We start from the raw sequence: 22,435 nt of genomic DNA, 5'->3' as shown, positions 1-22,435 counted from the left end.
AAGTCTTGTGAGGCAGGTCTCCGCATGCGTATCGGCGAACTGGCGGAAGCGACCGGGGCGAGCCCGCGATCGCTGCGCTACTACGAGGAGCAGGGGCTGCTCGGCAGCGCCCGGAGCACCGGCGGGCAGCGACACTACCCGCCGACGGCGGTCGAGCGGGTCGCCCTGATCCGCTCGCTGCTGGCCGCCGGGCTGTCCAGCAGCACCATCTACGACGTCCTGCCGTGCATCACCGAGCAGGCCATCCGCACCCCCGCACTGACCGCGCGGCTGCGCGACGAACTGACCCGGGTCGACGACCAGCTCCGCGAGATGCAGCGGACCCGCGAGGTCCTCGCGGGCCTGGTGGACCACTATGCCGTCGCCGAGCAACTCCCGCACGCGGCGAACGCGGCACCGACGAGCGCATGACGGGCTCAGCACATGCTCTTTCCCGGCCGGGCCGATTACCCGCTGCTCGATACCTCTGGACTGGTCCTTGATCCTGCCTTCTGGCCGGGTTACCTATTCTGGGCATACGACATCGGCGAACTGATGGAGATGCTGGATGTGGACGGTGCCGACGTCGACGCGCTCAGCGTGAAGCTGACCGATCCCGAGCGGTGGCCGCACTTGCGGGTGCCGTTGCGCGAAGGCGGCCACCTCGCGGTGATCTATCGCAACTTTCCCGAGGACGCGGGCATCGACTTCGAGCGTGTCGGCGCTGACGGCGCACCGGTCACCCTGGCTTCGATGGAAGGCGATCAGCCCGTCGGGGTGCTGGAGTGGGACGAACTCGTCGGGATCGCGACGACTGCTCCCCGCCGGTCCGGCGTGGTCCTCCCGATGGCGCGCTTCCTGCTCCTGCTGCCGCTCCTGGCTGAGGCACCTGAGGATGCGGCCGACCAGGTCCGCAGGTCGTTCCGGCCGCGAACCGGGTACGGGCGGCAGCTCGTCGAGGTCGCTTGCGCGCTCCTGGAGGAACACCGACTGTGGCCCGGCGGCACGTACACGAGGCTCTGGGGCGAGGACAGGGACGGACAACCGGCGCAGTCGACCAGCGACGCAACCTGACCGCAGCCGTGAGTTCTCTACCGAGTCACGCGGAGGAGTATCTGCGACGGCCAGACGGCGATCTTCTTACCGGCCCTGCGGCCCTCGGTCACCTCGACCACCGGGCGGCCGGTGTGGTCGCCGCAGACCTCGACGATGCGGCCGACCGCGTCGCAGTCCAGGTCCAGGGCGACGTAGTCACCGATCGACACCATGTGCCCGTCGTCGATCAGCCAGTTCGTCGGGCTACCCACGACGATCCACCGAACGTTTGAGTGCTTCGTAAACCAACTGAACGGTCGCCGTGGAGGTGTCCCATCTATGCGTGCTGTTCATGGCCCGGACGAACCACACTCCGTCGTATGAGACGCTTCCCGCAGGTTGCGGGCAGGTCGGTGGAGGTGACGGCTCCGAACGTCGTGGGACTTGCCGGTTCACGGTGCACACCTTCCGTCGTAGTGGTCACCTGCGAACGGCGGGCACTCCCAGGGTGCGAGCCGGGAGGGCGCTCCGACGTACGAGCGGGAGCCAGCTGTCCGCAGGTGACGGTTCGACGCTAGGCGGCATGGGCCGACAGGTTGTACGACGTTGCTCCAGGTTGCTGCGCAAGCACCATGGATCGGCTAGGCACGGCTACCGCAGAAGATCGCGGTAGGTGCGCGCAGCCGCCAGGACGAGATCTCTGGCCGGTGGCCCGTGTAGTGCAATCGCCGAAAGGGCGGCGAACGCCTGGGCGTACATGCGTACCTCATGAGTCCGGGTGAGGTTCAGGAAGCCCGATACCAGCTCCACCGTCACCCTGTCCTCGTCGTAGATCCAGAAGGACTCGACCGCCCACATGGAGCTGCGGTCGGCACTCCTCGGGATGACACCAAGGCTCACCCGTTGGAGGGCGGACATGTCCACGACGTATTCGAGCTGCCTGTACATCAGCTCAGGGCTCAAAATGCTGCTGTAGAGGACGGACTCCTCCACGATGACAGCGAAACGGTGGTCTCCCATGCGTGTGAGTTGCTGTCGCTTCAGCCGCACCTTGACGGCCTCGTCGCTGTCGTCGGGCACACCTCGCCGACCGGCAATGGTGGACAGCACCGCTTTCGTGTAGTCGGCCGTCTGCAGGATGCCCGGTATCAGCCACGCGTTGTACGTGCGGAAACGTTTCGTCTTCTCGTGGAGCGGAACCGTGGACTCAAGCGCCTGCTTGAGTCCGGTGCGTTCCATGCGACGCCACTCGACGAACATCCCCTCAACCGCACGCAGGGAGGTGATGAAGTCAGGTATCTGCTCGGGAACCCGACAGTGGAAGCACCACTGCCGGACGTCCTCGGTCGACGGTGCCTGCCTGCCGTTCTCTATCTTGCTGACCTTTGACGGGGGCCAGCCGGTCAGCCGGGAAAGATCCCTGCCGCTGAGTCCGGCGTCCAGGCGCAACTCACGCAAGCGCTGGCCAAGCGCATTCAGGGCCTCCTGCGAACTGGACGAAGTGTTCGAAGCCACGTGCGGTCCCGAGTCAGGCCGGCCGGTACTCGTGGTGCGGGATGGCCCGCTGCCAGACTGCTTCGAACGCGTGCCTGCACAGCTCGACCACCGCCGGGTCGCTGCTCGTGTCGCGGAAGGTGGCGTTACCTTCCCCGTCGAAATGGTTGAACAACACGATGCCGTCGTCGAACAGCCAGTAGTCGTTGCCAGGCAGCGTGAGGTCAGACGCCTGCCGGCGGGGAAGCCAGCGAACGGCCTCACCGGCGGTGATGTTGCAGACGTCGGTGGTGTCGTACTCGAATCTGACGTAATCGCTGATGGGTTCGCTGACGATGCGGGCACGGCGCACCGAACCTCCGCGACTGATCACGGCTCCGACCATCTCGTACCAGGGGTGAGCCCACTCGGGTCTGGAACCGGGGACCGGACGTTCGCCGTTGCGCCACGCGAGGTAGTTCGGGTCGTCGAGCATGTAGCCGTCTCGCATCTCGAGGTGGACGGCACTGCGCTGGCACTTGGCCAGCAGTTCAGCGAATGTCGGCTGCACCGCCACTGGCGCCTACCTCCGGGAAGAACTGCATCATCCGCTTGGGGATCTCCAGGACAGTCTCGTGTGCGGGGACGTCACCCGACATCTGTCGAAGTGTGATCAAGAGAAACTTCGAGCAACAGTGTTGACGGCGGATCTGTGTACTCCGCTCAGGTGAAAGCGGCGGTCAGCGGTTTGCGGTAGCGGGGCTGCCGCCGTACGACCTGGTAGCCGGCCCGCTCGTAGAGTTGCACGGTCCGGTTCGGATTCTCGGCCACCGTGCGGATGGTGGCGACGCCGACGCCGTGCTCGCGCATGGCGGCCAGGCTGTGGCTGAGCAGCGCCGAGGCCAGCCCTCGACGCCGGTACGCGGGCCGCACCGCGACCCACGACGAGTCGGCGACGCCGTCGCCCTCCCGCTCGCTGATCACGAGTCCGGCGATCTCGTCGCCGTCCCAGGCGACCGCCCACAGCTCGGTGTCGCGCACCCCCGCGAGGTAGGTGTCGTAGTCCACCGAGACGAAGCCGAGCCTGCTGTCGGTGAAGCACTCGGCGATCGCGGCGTGTATCCGCGGGTGGTGCTCGGCGAGCACGGGGCGGACATCCAGGCCGGGTGCCGGCGCGTCGGGCTCGTCGGCGGAGACGGGACGGCTCAGGTCGACGACGGTGAACGCGACCCGGTAGCCGTGGTCCAGCAGCAGCTGCCGCGAGCCCGGCTGCCCGTCGTCGGCGTTGCCGCCGAGCACCTTAAACGGTGCGCCCGAGCCGAGCGTGCCCGCGTACGCCTCCAGGCGGCGCAACATCGCCGTGCCATGGCCCCGGTCACGGTGTGCGGGGTGGACGAAGCCGGTGACCAGGAACATCTCACCGGCGTCGACGCGAGCCGTCGCGCGGGTTTTCCCGTCGCGGTCCGGGATGCCCCGCTCAGGGATCACCCGCAGCGCGCGGCCGGACAACTCGGGGTCGGGGCAGGGTGAACACCGGAGCGCTCGGCGGCCGCAGCGCGCATACCGTCGATTCATGATCGACAGACGCGTTCTCGCCGGTGCGGGCCTCGCGGGCAGCGCGCTGACCGCGCTGCTCGCCGCGGTCGGCCAGGTGGACCCGGACCCGCAGCTCAGCCACGTCTCGCTGACGGTCAGCGACTTCGCCGTGCACGACCGCGGCGGGGCCACCGACACCGCGATGGTGGTGTTCGGGCTGTCGGCCTGGTGCCTGCTGCCCGCGCTGCGCCAGACCGCGCCCCGCGTCCTGCTCGCCCTGTTCGGGACGGCCATGGCGGTGGCGGCGCTGGCTCCGACGGATCTCGGGCCGCTGAGCACGACCGGCTACGTGCACCGCTACGCCTCGATGCTGGCGTTCGTCGCGTTGCCGCTGGCCGCGGTGACGCTGCGCCCGGTGGGCCGGGCCGTCCGCTGGACCGCAGCCGCGGCCGCCGGGTTCGCGGGGCTCATGCTGGCCAGCGCGACACTGGCCGACCGTTTCCTGATCGGGGCGGCCGAGCGGTATCTGCTGCTCACCGAGGTGGTGCTGCTCGCTCTGCTCGCCGTGCGGGCCCGCCGCGATTGCCCGGCGCGGCCCGTACGGTCTACCGTGAGTCACGCCTGACCACGGGGAGGACTCGGCGTGACCGTCCACATCGCAGGGCACGACCCGGCGCTGCCGCCGGTCTACTGCAGACGGTGGAACTTCCGCCGCCACGAGCCGGTCGACCCGCTGTCCGCGGGTGAGGCCCAGGCCAGGGACTCCGCCGGTGAGCCGTACGCCGTGGTCCCGGCCGCGCCTGCCGACGGCGTGCCCGACGTGGTCATCGAGATCGCCTGGGACAACGGGCACGCCGGGGTCTGGTTCTTCGACGCCTACGGCCGCCAGTGCCTGCACTACTCCTTCCGGCGCAGCGGCGAGCTGCTCTTCCTCGGCGGCATGACGCAGTGGGACTACCCGGACGCCGATGCGGCGACCCTGTCCGGGGCGACCTGCGTGACCTGGTTCGAGTTCCGCGAGGACGGCAGCGCCCGCCGTGTCATCAGTGACGACACCGCCCAGCAGCGCACCGTCGAGGACCGGGTGGGCGTGGACGTCAGCACGCAGTGGGAGCCGGTGCCGGGCTTCGGCGAGTGGGGCTCGCTGGCCCGGTGGAGCCGTAGTTAGAGCAGGCCCGCGCCGCATCGTCTGGAGAGCGCGATCCCGGCAGGTGGAGCATCGTCATACCGGGTTCCGTTGAGAGCGCTCTCCAAACTATGGTGCCGACGGGACGTGCAACGGGGACGTCCCGCCGTGCCGAGATTGCGAGTGCCCATGCCGTATCGGAAGCTGACCATCGAGGACGTGGCCCACGAGGCCGGGGTGTCGCGCGCCACCGCCTCGCGGGTGCTCAACAACGCCCGGGGCGTCTCCGAGGAGCTGCGCGACCGGGTCAACCGGGTCGTCGCCGACCTCGGCTACCGGCCCAACGCCGCCGCCCGCGCCCTGGCCTCCGGCCGCCGCGACGTGCTCGACCTGGTCGTGATCGCGTGCCGCACGGACGCGCACATGTTCGGCGCGGTCCCGTACTACAGCCGCGTCATCGCGGGGGTCATGGCCGCGCTGGCCGGCGGCGACGTGCAGCTGCGCGTCAACGTGACCGAGCCGGCCGGCGCGCCGGAGCTGATCGACCGGGTCGCGCAGTCGGCCACGGCCGGCGCGGTGCTGGTCAACGTGCCGCCGGAGCTGGCGGCCAGGTTCCACGCCCGGTGCCGGCGGGTGGTGTCGCTCGGTGCGACCGCGCCGCAGGTGCCCGCCGTCGAACCCGAGAACAGCCGCGGGGCGTACGACGCCGTCGCCTTCCTGCACCGGATCGGCTGCCGCCGCATCGCCGCGATCCACGGACCCGAAGCCAACACCTGCGCGGCCGGTCGCCGCGCCGGCCACCTGGAGGCTGTCCGGGAGCTGGGGCTGGCCGACCTCGCCGTCGACGGCGGCTTCAGCCGCGAGTGCGGCTACGCGGCGGCCGCCCGGCTGCTGGCCGAGCACCCCGACGTCGACGGGATCTTCGCGGCCTGCGACCAGATGGCGGCGGGCGCGGTCCAGGCGATCACCGACGCGGGTCGGCGCGTGCCCGGTGACATCGCTGTCGTCGGGTTCGACGACAGCGTCGTCGCCGCCTGCATGAGCCCGCCGCTGACGAGCATGCGGCTGCCGGTCGAGGACATGGCCGCCGCCGCGACCAGGGCGCTGCTGGAGGGCGCGGCCGCGCCGCACTGGCGGCGGTTCTTCGCCATCGACCTCGTCGTGCGGGACAGCACCGGACCCGACGCCGCCCTGCTGATCCCGCCCACCCGCTCGTTGGACCGGTCGTCGGCGCTCACCGGACGCCGCTGACCGACCCGCCGCGCTTTCCCACCCCCGCCAGTCAGGACACCGCCGGTGTCCGTGAAAGGAACCCTGTGTCCTCCCTGCCGTACCTCGACCCCACGCTGCCGACCGAGCAGCGCGTCGCCGACCTCGTCGGGCGGATGACCCTGCCGGAGAAGGTCGGGCAGATGCTCCAGCTCACCGCCCGCGACGGCGTACGCCATCTGGTCGAGGAGTTCCACGTCGGCTCGATCCTGCACGCCTCGCCCGAGCGGGTGCGCGAGGCGGCGGAGCTGGCCGGGCGCAGCCGCCTGGGCATCCCGCTGCTGATCGCCGAGGACTGCATCCACGGCCACTCGTTCTGGGAGGGCGCGACCATCTTCCCGACCCAGCTCGGCATGGCCGCGACCTGGGACCCGGCGCTGGTCGAGAAGGTCGCCCGGATCACCGCCGTGGAGGTCGCCGCCACCGGCGTGCACTGGACCTTCTCGCCGGTGCTGTGCATCGCCCGGGACCTGCGCTGGGGGCGGGTGAGCGAGACGTTCGGCGAGGACCCGTTCCTCATCGGTGAGTTCGCCTCGGCGATGGTGCGCGGCTACCAGGGCGACGGCCTGGCCGACCCGACGGCGATCCTGGCCTGCGCGAAGCACTTCGCCGGCTACTCCGAGACCCAGGGCGGCCGCGACGCCAGCGAGGCCGACATCTCCCGGCGCAAGCTGCGCTCGTGGTTCCTGCCGCCGTTCGAGCGGGTCGCCCGCGAGGGCTGCCGCACCTTCATGCTCGGCTACCAGTCGATGGACGGCGTGCCGGTCACCGTGAACGACTGGCTGCTCAACGAGGTCCTGCGCGGCGAATGGGGCTACCGGGGCACCCTGGTCACCGACTGGGACAACGTCGGGCGCATGGTCTGGGAGCAGCACATCTTCCCCGACTTCACGGCCGCGTCGGCGGCCGCGGTGAAGGCGGGCAACGACATGGTGATGACCACGCCCGACTTCTTCGACGGGGCCCAGGACGCGGTGGCCAAGGGCCTGCTGGAGGAGTCGGAGCTGGACGCGGCGGTCGCGCGCATCCTGACCCTGAAGTTCGAGCTGGGCCTGTTCGAGAACCCGCGGCACCCCGACGCCGCCCGCCAGGCCGAGGTCATCGGTGTGGCCGCGCACGCCGAGCTGAACCTGGAGGTCGCCCGGCGCTCGCTGGTGCTGCTGCGCAACGACGGCACGCTGCCGCTGGCCGGGGGCCTGACCGCCGGGCCGGACGGCCGCGCCGCCGCCCCGGACGCCCCGGCCCGCACCATCGCGATCGTCGGCCCCAACGCCGACGACCCGCACACCCAGCTCGGCGACTGGGCGGGCGCGTCCGGTCAGGCCGAGTGGCTGCCCGACGGCCACCCGCGCGAGATGATCACCACGGTGCTCGACGGCTTCCGCGAGGTCGCCCCGGCCGGGTGGACGGTCACCCACGCTCGCGGCGCGGACATCGTCGTGACCGGGCCCGACCCGGAGGGCGAGTTCTTCCCCGACGGCCAGCCTCGCCCCGACGTGGCCCTGCCCGCTCCGGTCGACGAGGCGATGATCGCGGCGGCGGTGGCCGAGGCGCGCCGGGCCGACTACGTGGTCGCGGTCGTCGGCGACCGGATCGAGCTGGTCGGCGAGTACCGCTCGACGGCCACGCTGGAGCTGATGGGCGGCCAGGTGGCGCTGCTCGACGCGCTGGCCGCGACGGGAAAGCCGCTGGTCGTGGTGCTGCTCAGCTCGAAGCCGCTGGTGCTGCCGCCGTCAGTGGCCGACGCGGCCGCGATCGTGTACGCCGCCAACCCCGGCATGCGCGGCGGCCGGGCCGTCGCCGAACTGCTGCTCGGGCTGATCGAGCCGAGCGGCCGGCTGCCGATCTCGTTCGCCCGGCACGCCGGGCAGCAACCGACCTACTACAACCAGGTCCGCGGCCAGCACGGCCACCGCTACGCCGACCTGACGCAGGCTCCGGCGTTCGCGTTCGGGCAGGGGCTGAGCTACACCACCGTGGAGTACTCCGGCCTGCGGGTGCTGACGCCGACCGTGGACCTCGACGGCACGGTGCGGGCGCAGGTGGAGCTGCGCAACACCGGGTCGCGGCCGGCGCTGGAGACGGTCCAGGTGTACGTCAGCGACACGGTGACCTCGGTGACCTGGGCCGAGCAGGAGCTGAAGGCCTACCGGCAGATGCCGGTGGCGCCCGGGGAGACCTGTGTGGTCGAGCTGGAGCTGCCGGTCGCCGCCTGCGCCATCGTGGACGCGAAGGGCGCGCGGGTGGTCGAGCCCGGCGAGTTCGAGCTGCGGGTGGGTCCGTCCTCGCGGGCCGAGGACCTGCGCCGGGCGTCGTTCACGGTCGTCGCCTGAGGACGGTCGCGAGGTTCGTCGAACAACGGCGGTTCCCTTCGGGGGCCGCGGCGCGAAGTGGCACGACTTCTTCGGCCTCAACGGGGAGACCACGCTGTAAGGCGGTTTCCTCTCCTGATCGCCGCGGCGATCCTGCTGCCGGTCGGCGTCGCCGCCCCGGCAGCGGGGTCGGCCCCGGCCGTCCTTTCCGAAACCGGATCGGGGCAGGTGGCGCGGCAGTAAAATGATCGTGGCCGCCGGCAGTTCCACCCCGGCCGGGCCGTGCGGCCCGGAAACGGCGGCGTCGGTCCACGAGGGGATGCTGCCATGGAAATCCTTCCGGCCTCGATGTTCGTGCCGGTGGCGCTGGGCTTCTTCGGGCTCGCCACCGGGTACCTGATCTACGGCCCGCAGGAGCTGTTCGGCTATCCGCCCCGGGACCGGCAGGTCGATCGGAGCAACGGGGTGTGGGGCATCCTGATGCCCGGTTTCTGCCAGTTCCTGGTCGGGCTCTACCTGTTCGTGGGGCTGACCTGGTTCGAGGTCTTCACCACCAACAAGACGCTGTACATGGCCGCCCTGGCGTTCAGCGCGTACGGCATCCACTGGTTCGCCCTGGGCTGGATCCGGCTGCAGGGTTCGGACGCCAGGCCCAACGGATACATGTCGATCCCGTTCGTGCTGCTCGGCATCCTCGGCATGATCGTCTTCTTCAAGGCCGGGGACTGGCCCCTCGGGCTGCTCTTCACCGGCCTGATGCTGGTGTACGTCGCGGAGTTCTTCGCCAGCTTCAACATCGGCGGCAAGCCCGCACACGACGGCCGGCCGGCGAGCAACCCGGGCCAGAAGGTGCTCGGCCTGCTGCACATCCTGGTCGGCCTGTGGCTGGTCTACCTGACCTTCGCCGCAACGCTCAACCTGTCCTCAGGCTCCCACCTGCCCGCCTGACCGGATTCGCGCTCCCGAGCCGGCCCGTTTTTGTCGACGTCGGCTGGGTGCGTTGCTCAGAGCCAGGCGGTGGCGAGCCAGGCGGTGGCGGCGGCGGTCACGAGCAGCGCGATGTTGAGGCCGATGAGGCGGGCCTCGCCGCGGGACAGGTGGACCGCGATGCCGCCGACCTGGATCAGCACGAGCCCGATCGCGGCCGCGACGGCGAGCCAGGTCGCGATGCCGCTCAGCGGCGGCAGGATCAGTCCGGCCGCGCCGAGGACCTCAAGTGCCCCGATGGCCCGCACGAGCGGCATCGGGACCCGGTCGACCCAGCCCATCATGGGCTGCAACTGCTCCCGGCTCTGCGCGACCTTCTTGCCGCCGGCGTACAGGTAGAACACCGCGAGCAACCCCGCGACGATCCAGTAGGCGAGTTCCATGAGCGCTCCCTCGGTGGCGAGATGCGGCGGTGACCAGGATGGTTACCATCCGGAAGTCGCCACATCATGCGTCAGTGAGCGACGGCTTACAAAAGGCACACGGGTGTGCGTGAGGCACAGGGAGCTGTCATGGAGTACGAGCACACGTGCCTGATCCGGGGCGACGACGGCCAGACGATCCGGGCGATCCTGGACCGTATATGTAACAAGTGGACGCTGCTCGTCGTGGCCACCCTCGACCAGGGCACGCTGCGCTTCTCCGACCTGCACCAGCAGATCCCGGGCATCTCGCAGCGCATGCTGACGCTGACCCTGCGCAACCTGGAGCGCGACGGCCTGGTGTCGCGGACCGTGTACGCCGAGGTGCCGCCCCGGGTGGAGTACGCCCTGACCGCCAACGGCAAGAGCCTCATCCCGCCCGCGCTGGCCCTGGCCGGCTGGGCCGTCGAACACGTCCCGCACATCGAGGCCAGCCGGGCCGCGTACCAGGCGCGCAACGGGTGAGCCGTGGCAGGATGGCCCGATGCCCGTCGTGGAGGCCGTCGCGATCGTCCCCGTCCCGCCCGCCGTCGCGTTCGCGGTGTCGCAGACCACGGGTGAGACCCGCTACCGCTGGGACCCGTTCGTACGCGAGCAGCGCCTGCTCGACGGCGCGGCCCGCCCCGGCAAGGGGGTGCGCACGTTCACCCGCTCGCGGCACGGCCTGACCATGGTCAGCGAGTACGTCTCCTACGCCCCGCCGACCAACGTGGGCATGAAGATGGTCCGCGGGCCGTGGTTCTTCGAGATGATGGCCGGAGGCTGGCGCTTCGCCCCGGCGGCCGAGCCGGGGCACACGGTCGCCACCTGGCGATACCACTTCCGCACCCGGCCCGCGCTGCTGCGCCCGGTGGCCGACCGGATCGGGGTGTGGCTGCTCGGGCGCGACATCCGCCGCCGGATCGCGGGCTTCGCGCGCGGCTGCCAGGACCCGGCGGTGCTGGCGGCGGTCGACGGCGGCTGAATCCGTCGCCGGGCCGCCGTACGATCCGCCGATGACCGACCACAGTGTGCTGCTGCGCTTCTCGTTCTTCGAACACGACTGGGACGAGTCCATCGAAGGGGTCGAGGCGATGGAGGCCGAGTTGCTGCGCCGCGCCGCGCAGGGGGAGTGGCTGGAGGTCGCCGACGAGGAGCCGGACGAGTTCGCCACGTTCGACGAGCTGCGCGAGCGCGCCGAGGAGGTCATCGTCGGCGAGTGGGAGATGCCCGTGGAGGCGGTGCGGCTGCCGATGGACAAGCTTCGGGCGATCATCGCTGAGGGCGGCTGGACCTTCGTGGCCGGCGAGTTCGCCGATTTCGAGGGCCACCACAACGACACCGAGTTCCTGGTGAAGCTCGGCCGAGACCTGGGCTGACCCGACTCGTGAACCGGGGCGGCGCGCACCCGCACGCCGCCCCGGGTCTGCTCAGGTGAGCCGGCCGTAGGCGTCGACCAGCAGCCACAGTCCGAACAGGACGAACAGCGCGGCCGCGCCGTACTTCACGGCCCGTTCTGGCAGGCTGCGGCCCAGCCAGCGGCCGACCAGGATGGCCAGTGCATCCGCGGCCACCATGCCCACCGTCGAACCGATCCAGGTGCCGAACCAGCCGTGCTGGGTGGCCAGGGTGATGGTGGCCAGCATCGTCTTGTCGCCGAGTTCGGCGAGGAAGAACGCCCCGCCCACGGCCCACAGCGCCGACTTGCCGCCGCGCTGGGCCTTCGACTTCTCCTCCTCGGTGAGGCTGTCGCCGCGCAGCGTCCAGGCGGCGAACGCCAGGAACGCCAGGCCCGCCGCCAGCGCGATCCAGCCGGTCGGCAGCGCGCTGCCGAGCCCGACGCCGACCCCGACCGACACCAGGTGCACCACGGCGGTGGCGATGGTGATGCCGGCCAGCACGATGCCGGTGCGGTAGCGGGTCGCGAACGTCATCGCCATCAGCTGCGACTTGTCACCCAGCTCGGCCACGAAGACGACGCCGAAACTGATCGCCAGAGCGGCGAGGAAACCTTCCACTGTGTCCTCCCGGGACGTGTTCACCGGGTGGAAGACGCGCGCGACGACCTCGACCCGGCATGGACTGCCTGGTCGAAGGTCTCGCTCACCTGGCCGGAGCCAGGTCGGGTGGCCGGGCCCGCCGGAGCGGGCCAGTATGTCGACCACCACGTTCGGGAGCTACTCCCCTTCGCGCCGCCGACGCTACCGCAGGCCGCCCCTTCGCGCCGGGTCGAGTGGTGGGGGACACACGCCTTGCGGCGTCGGCGTTCTGCGCGCCCGCCGGATTCGTACCGCCGTGTCTCACCGTCAGTGATCATGGTTGGATGGGGCGATGCGCGGAGAACGTATCGGAGCGATGATCGGCTCCATCGGCGGTCTGGTCTTCATCCTCGTCAACGCGGGGGAGCTGTCCGCACCCGTGAGCACCCTGGCTCGGGTCGTGGGAGTGCTGGCCTTCGCTGCCGTGGTGTGGTTCGCGGTCGTCCGCCCGTCGGGCGGGCCGGGCCCGGCCGAACCGCCGTCGCGGCAGGCGATCCGCGTCTACGGGTTCTCGGTGACGGCGATGGCGCTCGGCATCCCGGTCGGCGCGAACCTGCTCAACAACGTCGCGCACCAGCCCGTGCTGACGGTGCCGTGGGTGGTGCTGGTGGTGGGCGCGCACTTCCTGCCGTTCGCGGGCGTGTTCCACGCCCCGGTCTTCGCCCGCCTGGGCTGGACCATGATCGGCCTGGCGGTCGCCGGGGGAGTGCTCGCCCTGACCGTCACGCAGGCCGCGTCGCCGTGGACCGGCGTGCTGGCCGGCGTCGCGCTGCTGGGCTTCAGCGCCGCCGGTTCGCTGCAGGCCCGACCGCAGGTCGAGGCGGTCGGCTGACGCGAACCGGCGGCGGTGTCGCCCTGCGGGTCACGGCAGGGCGGCGGTGACCGGCTCAGTCTGCCGGGTCGCGGCGGACGCGCGGTCCGGGGCCGACAGCGCCGCGGCGAGCGCGACGCCGATGTAGAGCACCTGCTCGGGGATGCGCTGCCACAGCGGCGAGGCCGCCTCGCCGTGGAAGGGCACGTCGGCGACCGCGGCGTACACGTTGGCGGGCAGGAGCAGCAGGAACAGCACCGCCAGGCCGAATCCGGCGGCGCGGCGGGTCCGGGTGAGCACGAGCCCGATCGCGCCGAGCAGTTCCAGCACGCCGGTGGCGTACACCGTGAGGCCGGGGGCCGGCACGAATGGCGGCACCATCGCCACCAGGTCGGCGTGGGTCGGCATCACCGTCACGCCGGCGGGGACGAAGTGCGCGCTCGCGGTCATCACCAGCATCACGGCGAGCGCGTGCGCGCCGCTCGCGGTCCAGGTCGCGAACCTGCGGACGCCTAGCGCACCGAGGCCGCGGAGAACCAGCAAAGCGATGATCAGTACGGGGGTGGTCATGATGACGCTCCTGATCTAGTCATTGACAAGTTCAGACTTGACGGTAATCTGGACACGCTGAACTTGTCAATGGAAAGATGGAGACCTCGGTCACGGCGGAAGGGCGTGAGGACGATCGGATACCACCACGGAGACCTGCGGCGTACGGTGCTCGACGCGGCGGTCGACGCCATCGGCGAGTCCGGGCTCGACGGCTGGAGCCTGCGCGAGCTGGCCCGCCGTGCCGGGGTCTCGCACGCCGCCCCCGCGCACCACTTCGGGGACAAGGCCGGGCTGCTGACCGCACTGGCCGCCGAAGGCTTCGACCTGCTCGCCGACACCCTGCGCGAGGCGGGCCCGGACTTTCTGGAGGCCGGGCTCGCCTACGTGCGCTTCGCCACCGAACACCCGGTCCACTTCGGCGTGATGTTCCAACCGAAGCTCTACCGCGCCGACGACGACGCCGTGCGGCACGCCCGCGACCGGGCAGGAGCGCTGCTCGCGCAGGGGGCCCGCACGGTCGCCACCTCTGAGGGCAGCGAGAACACCGCCCGTGCGGGCTGGTCGATCGCCCACGGCTTCGCCAGCCTGTGGCTGGCCGGAGCGCTCAGCGTGCCCCCGGACACCGACCCTGTCGACGCGGCCCGACCCGTGCTGCGCAGGCTCCTCGACCGCTGAACGCGGCCGATCAGGTCGTGGCCGGGGTCGGGTGCTCGGCAGAGGGGCGCAGGGCCAGGACCGCCGCCGCGATGCATGGAACGAGCAGGGGCACGGCCGGCGCCCACCACGGCCCGGCGCCCGTGAACATGGCCAGGACCGCCACGTACACAACCGTGACGACACCGCCGAGCACCGCCCACACCGCGCGTCCGGTGCGCCGGCCGATGCCGTGACCGACCGCCGCCCAGGCCAGGCAGCTCAGCGTGGTCGCCAGCACCGCCGTCACCACCGCCGGCTGCCGCCACAGCGCCGGGTCGAACGGGTGGCCGTGCCGCGCCATCTCGATGGCCATGCCCTTGCCGTTGAGCCGGTCCACCGCCATCGGCACGGCGACCGCCAGCTGCGCCACGGCCAGGCCGAGCCCTCCGGCCAGGGCCGACGCCAGGTTCGCGCCCATGCGTGCCGCGTACCGTCCGAACAGGAGCGCGGCGACCTGGGCGACCAGCGTGCCGGAGGTCGCCGTGAACGCCCCCGCCGTCAACCAGGCCCACAGTTCCTGCTCGAAACCCTGCGGGTCGGCGTTGAACCAGGTCCATGCGTCGAGGTTGGTGTCGTGCAGGGCGTACGCGGCGAGCGCGGTGGCCGCGGCGAATCCGGCGAAGACCGCGCCGCGGCGTGCGAGGGGACCCATGTCGATGAGTATGCCGCCTCAGGCGAAGGCGCTGCCCAGCCATTCACCCGTGCCGGGCCCGGCCAGACAGTGGAAGATCCAGCGGTCCCGGCCGATCTGCACCGGCCACGGCTCCAGCTCCCAGCCGACCGTTCGGGCAGGGTCACGGCTGCACGCGGCGAGCACCCGCGCCGTGCAGACCGCGGCCACCGCCGGATGCCCGAGCAGCTCCTCCTGCCGCAGGTAGACCGCCTCCTCGGGCAGCTCCGCGGCGGCAAAGGTCTCCCAGTAGTGCTCCTCGTGCGGTGCGTGCCGTCGTGGCGTGCGACCCAGGCCGCCGGGGATGACCAGCCCGCCCCAGCACATCGGCTCGACGGGCACGTAGTAGCCGTCCCGTGGCCGGAACCCGGTCGGCACGGCCGGGGCGAGCGGCGCAGCCCCGTCCGGCCGCGGGGTGAGGACGGTCGCCTCGGCGTACGGCGCGGCCGGCGCGGTGCCGGGCAGGGGTGCGGTGAGCGGGGTTGCGCCAGGGTGCGGTGTGGCGAGCGCGGTGGCGGCCAGGCCGGGTTCGACGAGCGTCGGGGTCAGCGGAGTCCGTTGGCGCACCACGGTCTGCTCGGCGGCGTCCGGGGCCGTCGCGGGCGCGACGCCGTTGCGCAGGGCGGCGGCGACCTGGGCGATCGCCGCGCCGAACGTGGCGGCGTCGGCCCAGCGGTCGCCCGGTTCGACGGCCAGCGCCCGTTCCACCAGCGCCGCCACGGGTGCGGGCACGTGCGGGCCGAGCGGTGGGGGAGCCTGGCTGAGCCGCATCATGGCGGCCGCGAACGGGTTCTCGGCGGTGAACGGCCGCCGCCCGCTCAGGCACTCGTAGGCGACGACCCCGAGGGCGTACACGTCGCTGCGGGGGGTGGCCGGGTGGCCGAGCACCTGCTCCGGGGCGAGATAGGACAGGGTGCCGATGACCGCGCCGGTCGCGGTCAGCGCGGTCGCGCCGTCGCGGCGGGCGATGCCGAAGTCGGTGAGCAGCAGCGTGCCGTCGGGGCGTACCAGCATGTTGCCGGGTTTGACGTCGCGGTGCACGATGCCGCGGCCGTGCACCGCGTGCAGCGCGTCGGCGGCCTGCCCGACCAGGTGCAGCGCGGGCGGCGGGGCGAGCCGGCCGTAGCGGGTCAGCACCTGCGACAGGGGTTCGCCGTCGACGAACTCCATGACCAGGAACGCGCCCTCCGGTCCGTGATACAGGTCGTGGATGGCGACCACGCCGCGGTGGCGCACCCCGGCCATGGCCCGCGCCTCGGCGAGGAAGCGGCGGGCGAAGTCGGCGTCGTCGGCGAGCGCGGGCAGCACCGTCTTCACCGCCACGGTGCGGCCGAGCAGCTCGTCGGTGGCCCGCCAGACCTCGCCCATGCCGCCCGCGCCGATGCGCTGGTCGAGGCGGTAGCGGCCGTTGAGCCGGACGGGCTGGGTCGTGGTCATGTCCGCCATTAAACCGAAGCCCGCCGGGCGTGCCGTCGCCAGGAAGGGACTGTCCTATCAGGGCTCACATCTTCTGATGTGGGTGCCACATCGGAAGATGTGAGCGAATCGGGAAGGTGCGACTTGCGCGGCCCCGCTAGGAGGTGGCGCTGCCGTTGTGGAGTGCCGGGTCGCGTCTGGGGAAGATCGTGTAGTAGATCGGCCAGCCCAGCAGCCAGATGCCGAGGACGAGGCTGAGCCGCCCGATCCAGCCCTGCAGCTCCGCCGTCCTGGCGGCGTCGCCGACCAGCAGGATCGCCGCGCCGAGCAGGGCCACCGCGATCGCCCACGCGACCAGCGCCTTGACCCATTCGCGCCACTCGTGGCGAGTGCGGGCCGCGCCGTACCGGGGCGGGGGCACCGGGGCGGGTCCCCCGGCGAAGCGGTGCGCGAACCGCACGTCGGCCCAGCGCACCATCGACGGGCCGAACGCCACCGAGAAGCCCAGGTATGCCGCGGCGAGCCCGTGCGCGAAGGTGGCGGTGGCCCCGCGCGACAGGTCCACGGCGGTCGCGGCCAGCAGCACCACGTCGGTGACCGGCACCCCGACCAGCAGCACGGTCGACACCCGCTGCCGGCGCAGCAGGTAGCGGGCGGCCAGCCCGGCGCCGAGGATGACCCAGAAACCGACCTCGCAGGCGGCGATGACGACGAGCAACATGACTCGATCCTGTCCGGCCCCGGCGCGGTCCGCCTCGGCGCGCGGCACGAACCCGGCGTACACCGAAGGATGTAGCCCGCCTCGGCCCCCGGCCGGTCGTCGCGGCCCGCACCGTGTGCTGTGATCGACAGGTGACCGCACGCTGGCCCTCCTGGCGCACCGACCTGGCCATCAGCCTGGTCTCGTTCCTCGGCGGCCTGATCCTGTACGCGGCCGGCGGCTGGCGCATGTTCCTCGGCGGCGGACCGTGGGCGGACGCCCCGCACTGGGTGCTGCTGGTGCCGATGACCGTGATGGCCGCCTGCTGCCTGCTGCGGCGGCTCGCCCCGGGCACCGGCGAGGCGGTCGGCCTGGTCGCGCTTGCCGCGGACACGCTGCTCGGCGGCTCGCTCGGCACGGCGCTGATCTTCACGCAGGTCGTCTACGACGCGTGCGTGTACGGCAGGCCGTGGCTGTGGCGGGCCAACCTGATCGGCTCGGTCGCCGCCTCCGTGCTGGCCGCCGCGGCCGGGGTGATCGCCTCGGGCGACTGGCGCGGCGTCGTGCTCGGATTGGTCGTGGCACTGGTCGCGGTGCTGCCGACGGTCACCGGCATCAGCGTGCGGCAGTACCGCGACCAGGCACGCGTCCAGCGGCTGCGGGCCGAGCAGACCGCGCGGCTGGCCGCCTGGGAACGCCGCCAGGCCGTCGCCGACGAGCGCGCCCGGATGGCGCGGGAGCTGCACGATGTGGTCGCCAACCAGCTCAGCGCCATCGCCATCCACGCCACGGCGGTGCTGTCCGCGCCCGACCCGAGCCCGCAGCTGGTGCGCCGGGCCGTCGAGCAGATCCGGGAGAGCAGCGTCTCCGGCCTGGCCGAGATGCGCCAGATGATCGGCCTCCTGCGCGAGGACGGCGACCCCGGCTCGGCCGATCCGGCCACCCGCCCAGGGCTGGCCTCGCTGCCGCAGCTCGTCGCCCAGGCGCAGGCCGACGGGCTCGCCGTCGACCTGCGCACCGGCGGGCTCGACCAGGTGCTGCCGGTCAGCGTCGACTTCGCCGCGCACCGCATCGTGCGCGAGAGCCTGACGAACGCGTGGAAGCACGGGGCGGGCGCCGCGGTGCTGCGAGTGGACGTCGACGCCGACCGGGTCCTGATCGAGACGGACAACGCGCTGCGCCCGGACGGGCCGCCGCCGGGCGGCGGGCACGGCCTGATCGGCATGCGCGAGCGCGCGGCGCTGCTGGGCGGCACGCTGACCGCCGGAGCGGAGGACGGGCGCTGGCGGCTGCGCGCGACGCTGCCGGTGCGCCACACCGAGGAGGCGACGGTTTGACGATCCGGGTGGTGGTCGCCGACGACCAGCCCGCCGTACGGTCGGGCATCGTGCTGATCCTGGACGCGTATCCCGACCTCGAGGTCGTCGGCGAGGCGGCCGACGGCGCGCAGGCGGTCGAGCTGTGCCGCCGGGAGCGCCCCGACGTCGCCCTGCTCGACGTGCGCATGCCGGTGCTCGACGGTATCGCCGCGACCCGCGAGATCGTCGCGCAGCGGCTGGCCCAGGTGCTCATCCTGACCACGTTCGACCTCGACGAGTACGTCTTCGGCGGGCTGCGAGCCGGGGCGGCCGGTTTCCTGCTCAAGGACATCGAGGCCGGGGCGCTGGCCGACGCGGTGCGCACCGTGGCCCGCGGCGACGCGATCATCGCCCCGGCCGCGACCCGGCGGCTGCTGGACCGGTTCCTGGCCGCGCCGCAGTGGACCGACCCGGCCGCCGCGCCCGACCTGGACACCCTGACCGGCCGGGAGCGGGAGGTGCTCGGCTGCCTCGGCACGGGCATGTCCAACGTCGAGGCAGCGACCGCGCTGAACATGGCCGAGGCGACCGTGAAGACGCACGTCAGCCGCATCCTCGCCAAGCTCGGCCTGCGCAGCCGGGTGCAGGCCGCGATCCTGGCCCGCGAGCGCGGCCTGCGCCCGCCGGACTGACACCGGGCGGCTCCTCGGCCGCCCCCGTACCCCCGGACCACTGCTGACCTGCGATGTCATCGCGGTGTGGCGGACCGAAGCGGCTCCGAACGTCGGCTAGAGTCGCCGCCCGTGTCCTATGACGTGATCGACCGGCTGCCCACGCTCGACGAGTTCACCGCCGTCACCGGCGCGGTGGGCTGGCGGCACGCGTACGACGTGGACGCCCTGCCGGTGTCGCTGGCCCGTTCCCTGCATGCCGTCGTCGCGGTGCACGAGGGCGAGGTCGTCGGCGTCGGGCGGGTGATCGGCGACGGCGCGATCTACTTCTACCTGCACGACATCGCCGTGCTGCCCGAACACCAGGGGCGCGGGGTCGGGCGGGCCATCGTCACCGCGCTGGAGCGCTGGATCGCCACCCAGGCGGGGCCGCGCTCGTTCGTCGGCCTGTTCGCGGCGGGCGACTCGATGCGCCTGTACTCGACATTCGGCTACCGGGCGCACCCGGACATGACGGGGGTGTTCCGGGTCGGGCCGTACCAGGCGGCCGGCAATGGCGGGGCCCGGCCGAAGGGGAGGGCTCCGTCCCGCCGCGGTGACGCGGGACGGAGCCCTGACTGAGGCCGGTCAGCGGCCCTGGAGCGCCTTGACGTTGTCGCCGAAGGTCCAGTTCTTCGCGCCGTCCCAGTTGATGGACCAGGTCATCAGGCCCTTGAGCTGGCCGTTGAAGCTGTTCCACGACTGCGACACCAGCGACGGCGTCATGTAGCCGCCGCCCGCGCCGACCTGCGCGGGCAGGCCCGGGACCTGCTTGTCGTACGGCACCCGGATGGTGACGCCCTGGATGACCAGGCCGGTGTTGAGGCAGGTGGTCTGCGCGACGAAGCCCTGCACGGTGCCGGCCGAGTAGGAGTCGCCGGAGCAGCCGTACATGCTGCCGTTGTAGTACTGCATGTTCAACCACCACAGGCGGCCGTTGTCCGCGTACTTCTTGATGATGGGCAGGTAGGAGCCCCAGATCGAGCCGTAGGTGACGCTGCCGCCGGTGACGTAGGCGGTCTCCGGGGCCATGGTCAGGCCGAAGTTGGACGGCATCTGCGCGAGCACGCCGTCGATGATGCGGATCAGGTTGGCCTGCGAGGTCGACAGGGTGTTGATGTTGCCGCTGCCGGTGAGGCCGGTCTCGATGTCGATGTCGATGCCGTCGAAGTTGTACTTCTTGAGCAGCGGCACGACGGTGGCGACGAACCGGTCGGCGACGGTCGACGAGCTCAGGTCGATGCCGGCGGTGGCCCCGCCGATCGACATCAGGATCGTCAGGCCGGCGGCCTTGGCGGCGCACATCTCGGCCGGGGTGGCGACCTTCACGCCCGCGTCCATGCCGTCCTCCCACAGCACCGTGCCGTCGGAGCGGATGACCGGGAACGCCGCGTTGATGACGTTGTAGCCGTGCTGGCGGATGCGGGAGTCGGTGATCGGCGTCCAGCCGAACGGCGGGTGCACGCCGTTGGACGAACCGTCCCAGTTCTCCCAGTAACCGTGCAGGACCTTGCCGGTCGGGCGGGACTTCACGGCGCAGGTGGTGCCGCCGGGGGAGGTGGACGGCGACGGGGACGACGGCGGCGACACCGACGGGGACGGTGACGGCGGGCGCGAGGGGGAGGCCGACGGCGACGGGGGCCGTGACGGCGAGGCCGACGGGGTCGGCGACGGCGGGGTGCCGTCACAGGCGCCGAGGTCGGTCCACAGCGACGGGGTCGCGGCGGGGTTCCAGCCCGCGCCCACGTGGGCGGTGTGCGTCACCAGGGCGCGGTAGAGCCGGCCGTTGTAGGTGACCTGGGTGCCGGCGGTGTAGGTGTTGCCCTCGGCCCAGGCCGGGGCGGAGCAGGCGACGAGGGCGGCGACCGGGGTCGGCGCGGCCTGGCCGCTCGGCATGGAGACGACCGCGACCGCGAGGGTGGCCGCCGCGCTGGTCGCGACGGCGATCACCCAGCGCGCTGAGCGGCGCAGCGTTCGAGAGGAGTTCGGCATGGCGTCATTATTAGGAAGCTTTACTGTCAATGTCTATGGGTGGATGGATGCCAATATCCCAGGCCGTCGAATGTGGATCGTCGTGCCTGCTCACCGTGGAGGTCTGGGCTGCGGGTGGTCCGGACGGTCCGGACCACCCGCATGGCGGTTCAGGCGGCTACCGTCGCCTGTAGGCGGGTCCGCTCGGCCCAGCGGACGACCAGCGGCGCGGCCAGTCCGACCGCGACGAACACCCCGCCCATCAGCAGCCAACCAGGGGCGCCCCAGGTGACGCAGAGCAGACCGAGGACCGAAGGGGCGACCACGTTCGCCATGCCCGTGCCGAACCCGGACACGCCGGTGTACTGGCCCTGCGCGTGCGCCGGCGCCAGCCGGAACTGCAGTTCGAGCGAGGCGGCCGCATGCCACAGCTCGCCGACGGTGTGGGTGGCGATCCCGACGGCCATCAGGACCACGGCCAGCCAGGCAGGGGTGCCCGCGGCCGCGGCCATCAGCGCCATGCCGACCAGGAACGCCACACCGCAGCGGCGCAGGGCCTGCCCGGCGGCCGGACCCGTGTCGATGCCCCGGCTCGCCCTGACCTGCAACGCCGCGACCAGGGCGGTGTTGACGGCGACGGCCACCCCGATGAACCAGCGCGGCGCGTCGGTGCGCAGCGTGATCCACAGCGGCAGCGCGAAGACCAGCACCTGACCCTGGACCGACATGACCGCGTCGAGCGCGGTGACCACGAGATAGGGCCGGTCCCTCAGGACGACCCAGCGCCCGGCGGACTCGGCCGGCACCGGCACCGGCGGCAGTGAGGGCAGCCGGGTGATGACCGCCGCGCACGCGACGAAGCTCAGCGCGTTGCCGAGCACCAGCGCCAGGTATGCGGCACGCGTGTCCAGCTGCACCGCCGTGCCCGCCGCCAGCGCCCCGCAGCACCCGGCGAGGTTGGCCACCGAGCGCAGGTACGAGCGGAACTCCGTCAGGTTCGTGCCGCCGAAACCCCGCACCAGCGGCCCGCGGGCCGCGCCCCCGGCGGAGTTGGCCAGCTGGGTCAGGCAGACCACCACCACGAACAGCCAGAACGTGTGCACGAACACCAGCGACGCCATCGACACGGCCCGCACGACGAGGGTGAGCAGGTAGATCTCGCGCGGTCCGCGCCGGTCGGCCAGGTGCCCGACCGGCATCCCGGCGAGCATGCCGACCAGGGCGGCGATGCCCATGCCCAGCGCCACTTTCGGCAGCGGCAGGCCGACCGAGCGGGTGAAGAAGAGCGCGGCACTGGTCATGAAGACGCCGGTGCCGACCATGTTCACGAAGGTCGCCAGCGCGATCACACGCTGCGGGCCGCGTTCCGGGATGAGCCCCCGGCTGACCAGCCAGGAACGGTGCGGTGTCGATTCGGTGGCCAGGCTCGTGATCGTCATCAGAGATGTGGTTCC

The 22,435-nt window shown here is 71.9% G+C and carries 27 protein-coding genes; 15 read left to right on the top strand and 12 right to left on the bottom strand.

What is annotated here, in order from left to right; all coding sequences use genetic code 11:
* The first annotated feature begins 24 nt into the window (after positions 1–24).
* Both AB0B35_RS22450 and AB0B35_RS22445 read left to right on the top strand, forming a co-directional pair.
* Positions 25–411, top strand: coding sequence for a MerR family transcriptional regulator (locus AB0B35_RS22450; protein WP_360531764.1), 387 nt, complete (start codon positions 25–27; stop codon positions 409–411).
* Positions 412–423: 12 nt separating this feature from the next.
* A complete protein-coding gene (locus tag AB0B35_RS22445; RefSeq protein ID WP_361048529.1) occupies positions 424–1,053 on the top strand; it encodes a hypothetical protein in 630 nt (209 codons plus the stop codon).
* 17 nt (positions 1,054–1,070) lie between these two features.
* On the opposite strand, the gene AB0B35_RS22440 is transcribed toward AB0B35_RS22445, so the two are convergent.
* From AB0B35_RS22440 to AB0B35_RS22425, 4 genes are all read right to left on the bottom strand, one after another.
* Complete coding sequence (locus AB0B35_RS22440) at positions 1,071–1,286, bottom strand: hypothetical protein (RefSeq protein WP_361048527.1); 216 nt, start codon at positions 1,284–1,286, stop codon at positions 1,071–1,073.
* A 379-nt stretch (positions 1,287–1,665) separates the two neighbouring features.
* Positions 1,666–2,529: a helix-turn-helix transcriptional regulator gene (locus tag AB0B35_RS22435; protein ID WP_361048525.1), complete on the bottom strand. Its 864-nt coding sequence runs from the start codon at positions 2,527–2,529 to the stop codon at positions 1,666–1,668.
* 13 nt (positions 2,530–2,542) lie between these two features.
* Entirely contained in the window at positions 2,543–3,064 is a 522-nt protein-coding gene (locus tag AB0B35_RS22430) for a DUF6879 family protein (RefSeq protein WP_361048523.1), read from the bottom strand.
* 146 nt (positions 3,065–3,210) lie between these two features.
* Positions 3,211–3,975 (bottom strand): GNAT family N-acetyltransferase, encoded by a 765-nt coding sequence (locus tag AB0B35_RS22425; protein WP_361048521.1) that lies wholly within the window; start codon positions 3,973–3,975, stop codon positions 3,211–3,213.
* Positions 3,976–4,060: 85 nt separating this feature from the next.
* Between AB0B35_RS22425 and AB0B35_RS22420 the strand changes: the two genes are divergently transcribed.
* From AB0B35_RS22420 to AB0B35_RS22400, 5 genes are all read left to right on the top strand, one after another.
* Complete coding sequence (locus AB0B35_RS22420; protein ID WP_361048519.1) at positions 4,061–4,648, top strand: DUF998 domain-containing protein; 588 nt, start codon at positions 4,061–4,063, stop codon at positions 4,646–4,648.
* Positions 4,649–4,666: 18 nt separating this feature from the next.
* On the top strand, positions 4,667–5,191 hold the full coding sequence (locus AB0B35_RS22415) for a hypothetical protein (RefSeq protein ID WP_361048517.1): 525 nt from the start codon (positions 4,667–4,669) through the stop codon (positions 5,189–5,191).
* Between the two features lie 147 nt (positions 5,192–5,338).
* Positions 5,339–6,400 carry a LacI family DNA-binding transcriptional regulator gene (locus tag AB0B35_RS22410; RefSeq protein ID WP_361048515.1) on the top strand — a complete coding sequence of 354 codons (1,062 nt, stop codon included), beginning with the start codon at positions 5,339–5,341 and terminating at the stop codon, positions 6,398–6,400.
* A 65-nt stretch (positions 6,401–6,465) separates the two neighbouring features.
* Positions 6,466–8,751 (top strand): glycoside hydrolase family 3 N-terminal domain-containing protein, encoded by a 2,286-nt coding sequence (locus AB0B35_RS22405; protein WP_361048513.1) that lies wholly within the window; start codon positions 6,466–6,468, stop codon positions 8,749–8,751.
* A gap of 306 nt (positions 8,752–9,057) precedes the next feature.
* Positions 9,058–9,678, top strand: coding sequence for a hypothetical protein (locus AB0B35_RS22400; protein WP_360531739.1), 621 nt, complete (start codon positions 9,058–9,060; stop codon positions 9,676–9,678).
* A gap of 56 nt (positions 9,679–9,734) precedes the next feature.
* Here AB0B35_RS22400 and AB0B35_RS22395 read toward each other — a convergent pair whose 3' ends face one another.
* Positions 9,735–10,100: a DoxX family protein gene (locus AB0B35_RS22395; protein WP_360531736.1), complete on the bottom strand. Its 366-nt coding sequence runs from the start codon at positions 10,098–10,100 to the stop codon at positions 9,735–9,737.
* 129 nt (positions 10,101–10,229) lie between these two features.
* Here AB0B35_RS22395 and AB0B35_RS22390 point away from each other — a divergent pair, with 129 nt between their 5' ends.
* The 3 genes from AB0B35_RS22390 to AB0B35_RS22380 are packed head-to-tail and all read left to right on the top strand — an operon-like array spanning position 10,230 to position 11,497.
* A complete protein-coding gene (locus tag AB0B35_RS22390; RefSeq protein ID WP_361048511.1) occupies positions 10,230–10,604 on the top strand; it encodes a helix-turn-helix domain-containing protein in 375 nt (124 codons plus the stop codon).
* A 19-nt stretch (positions 10,605–10,623) separates the two neighbouring features.
* Positions 10,624–11,103, top strand: a complete 480-nt coding sequence (locus AB0B35_RS22385) for an SRPBCC family protein (RefSeq protein WP_361048509.1) — start codon at positions 10,624–10,626, stop codon at positions 11,101–11,103.
* A gap of 31 nt (positions 11,104–11,134) precedes the next feature.
* Entirely contained in the window at positions 11,135–11,497 is a 363-nt protein-coding gene (locus tag AB0B35_RS22380) for a hypothetical protein (protein WP_360531727.1), read from the top strand.
* Between the two features lie 51 nt (positions 11,498–11,548).
* On the opposite strand, the gene AB0B35_RS22375 is transcribed toward AB0B35_RS22380, so the two are convergent.
* Positions 11,549–12,136: a TMEM165/GDT1 family protein gene (locus AB0B35_RS22375; RefSeq protein WP_361048507.1), complete on the bottom strand. Its 588-nt coding sequence runs from the start codon at positions 12,134–12,136 to the stop codon at positions 11,549–11,551.
* Between the two features lie 313 nt (positions 12,137–12,449).
* Between AB0B35_RS22375 and AB0B35_RS22370 the strand changes: the two genes are divergently transcribed.
* The gene (locus AB0B35_RS22370) at positions 12,450–12,989 is read left to right on the top strand and encodes a hypothetical protein (protein ID WP_361048506.1); all 540 of its coding nucleotides are present in this window, start codon (positions 12,450–12,452) and stop codon (positions 12,987–12,989) included.
* A 30-nt stretch (positions 12,990–13,019) separates the two neighbouring features.
* On the opposite strand, the gene AB0B35_RS22365 is transcribed toward AB0B35_RS22370, so the two are convergent.
* On the bottom strand, positions 13,020–13,538 hold the full coding sequence (locus AB0B35_RS22365; protein WP_361048504.1) for a hypothetical protein: 519 nt from the start codon (positions 13,536–13,538) through the stop codon (positions 13,020–13,022).
* 105 nt (positions 13,539–13,643) lie between these two features.
* Between AB0B35_RS22365 and AB0B35_RS22360 the strand changes: the two genes are divergently transcribed.
* Positions 13,644–14,195 carry a TetR/AcrR family transcriptional regulator gene (locus tag AB0B35_RS22360; protein ID WP_361048502.1) on the top strand — a complete coding sequence of 184 codons (552 nt, stop codon included), beginning with the start codon at positions 13,644–13,646 and terminating at the stop codon, positions 14,193–14,195.
* Between the two features lie 10 nt (positions 14,196–14,205).
* Here AB0B35_RS22360 and AB0B35_RS22355 read toward each other — a convergent pair whose 3' ends face one another.
* The 3 genes from AB0B35_RS22355 to AB0B35_RS22345 all read right to left on the bottom strand — a co-directional run bounded on the left by AB0B35_RS22355 (position 14,206) and on the right by AB0B35_RS22345 (position 17,023).
* The gene (locus AB0B35_RS22355; protein ID WP_361048500.1) at positions 14,206–14,868 is read right to left on the bottom strand and encodes a hypothetical protein; all 663 of its coding nucleotides are present in this window, start codon (positions 14,866–14,868) and stop codon (positions 14,206–14,208) included.
* A gap of 18 nt (positions 14,869–14,886) precedes the next feature.
* A complete protein-coding gene (locus AB0B35_RS22350; RefSeq protein WP_361048498.1) occupies positions 14,887–16,323 on the bottom strand; it encodes a protein kinase in 1,437 nt (478 codons plus the stop codon).
* Between the two features lie 136 nt (positions 16,324–16,459).
* Entirely contained in the window at positions 16,460–17,023 is a 564-nt protein-coding gene (locus AB0B35_RS22345) for a hypothetical protein (protein WP_361048496.1), read from the bottom strand.
* A 131-nt stretch (positions 17,024–17,154) separates the two neighbouring features.
* Between AB0B35_RS22345 and AB0B35_RS22340 the strand changes: the two genes are divergently transcribed.
* The 3 genes from AB0B35_RS22340 to AB0B35_RS22330 all read left to right on the top strand — a co-directional run bounded on the left by AB0B35_RS22340 (position 17,155) and on the right by AB0B35_RS22330 (position 19,592).
* Positions 17,155–18,339: a histidine kinase gene (locus AB0B35_RS22340; protein WP_361048494.1), complete on the top strand. Its 1,185-nt coding sequence runs from the start codon at positions 17,155–17,157 to the stop codon at positions 18,337–18,339.
* Entirely contained in the window at positions 18,336–18,992 is a 657-nt protein-coding gene (locus AB0B35_RS22335) for a response regulator transcription factor (protein ID WP_361048492.1), read from the top strand. Before AB0B35_RS22340 ends, AB0B35_RS22335 begins: the two co-directional genes overlap by 4 nt.
* A 111-nt stretch (positions 18,993–19,103) precedes the next feature.
* Positions 19,104–19,592, top strand: coding sequence for a GNAT family N-acetyltransferase (locus AB0B35_RS22330; protein ID WP_361048490.1), 489 nt, complete (start codon positions 19,104–19,106; stop codon positions 19,590–19,592).
* Between the two features lie 6 nt (positions 19,593–19,598).
* On the opposite strand, the gene AB0B35_RS22325 is transcribed toward AB0B35_RS22330, so the two are convergent.
* On the bottom strand, positions 19,599–20,906 hold the full coding sequence (locus AB0B35_RS22325; protein WP_361048606.1) for a glycosyl hydrolase family 18 protein: 1,308 nt from the start codon (positions 20,904–20,906) through the stop codon (positions 19,599–19,601).
* A gap of 245 nt (positions 20,907–21,151) precedes the next feature.
* Positions 21,152–22,420, bottom strand: a complete 1,269-nt coding sequence (locus tag AB0B35_RS22320) for an MFS transporter (protein ID WP_361048488.1) — start codon at positions 22,418–22,420, stop codon at positions 21,152–21,154.
* Between the last annotated feature and the right edge of the window lie 15 nt (positions 22,421–22,435).

This window comes from Catellatospora sp. NPDC049133, assembly GCF_040648455.1.
Lineage (GTDB): Bacteria > Actinomycetota > Actinomycetes > Mycobacteriales > Micromonosporaceae > Catellatospora > Catellatospora aurea.
The sequence above is the reverse complement of the archived record's forward strand: the minus strand, read 5'-3'. Positions and strand labels throughout refer to the sequence as shown.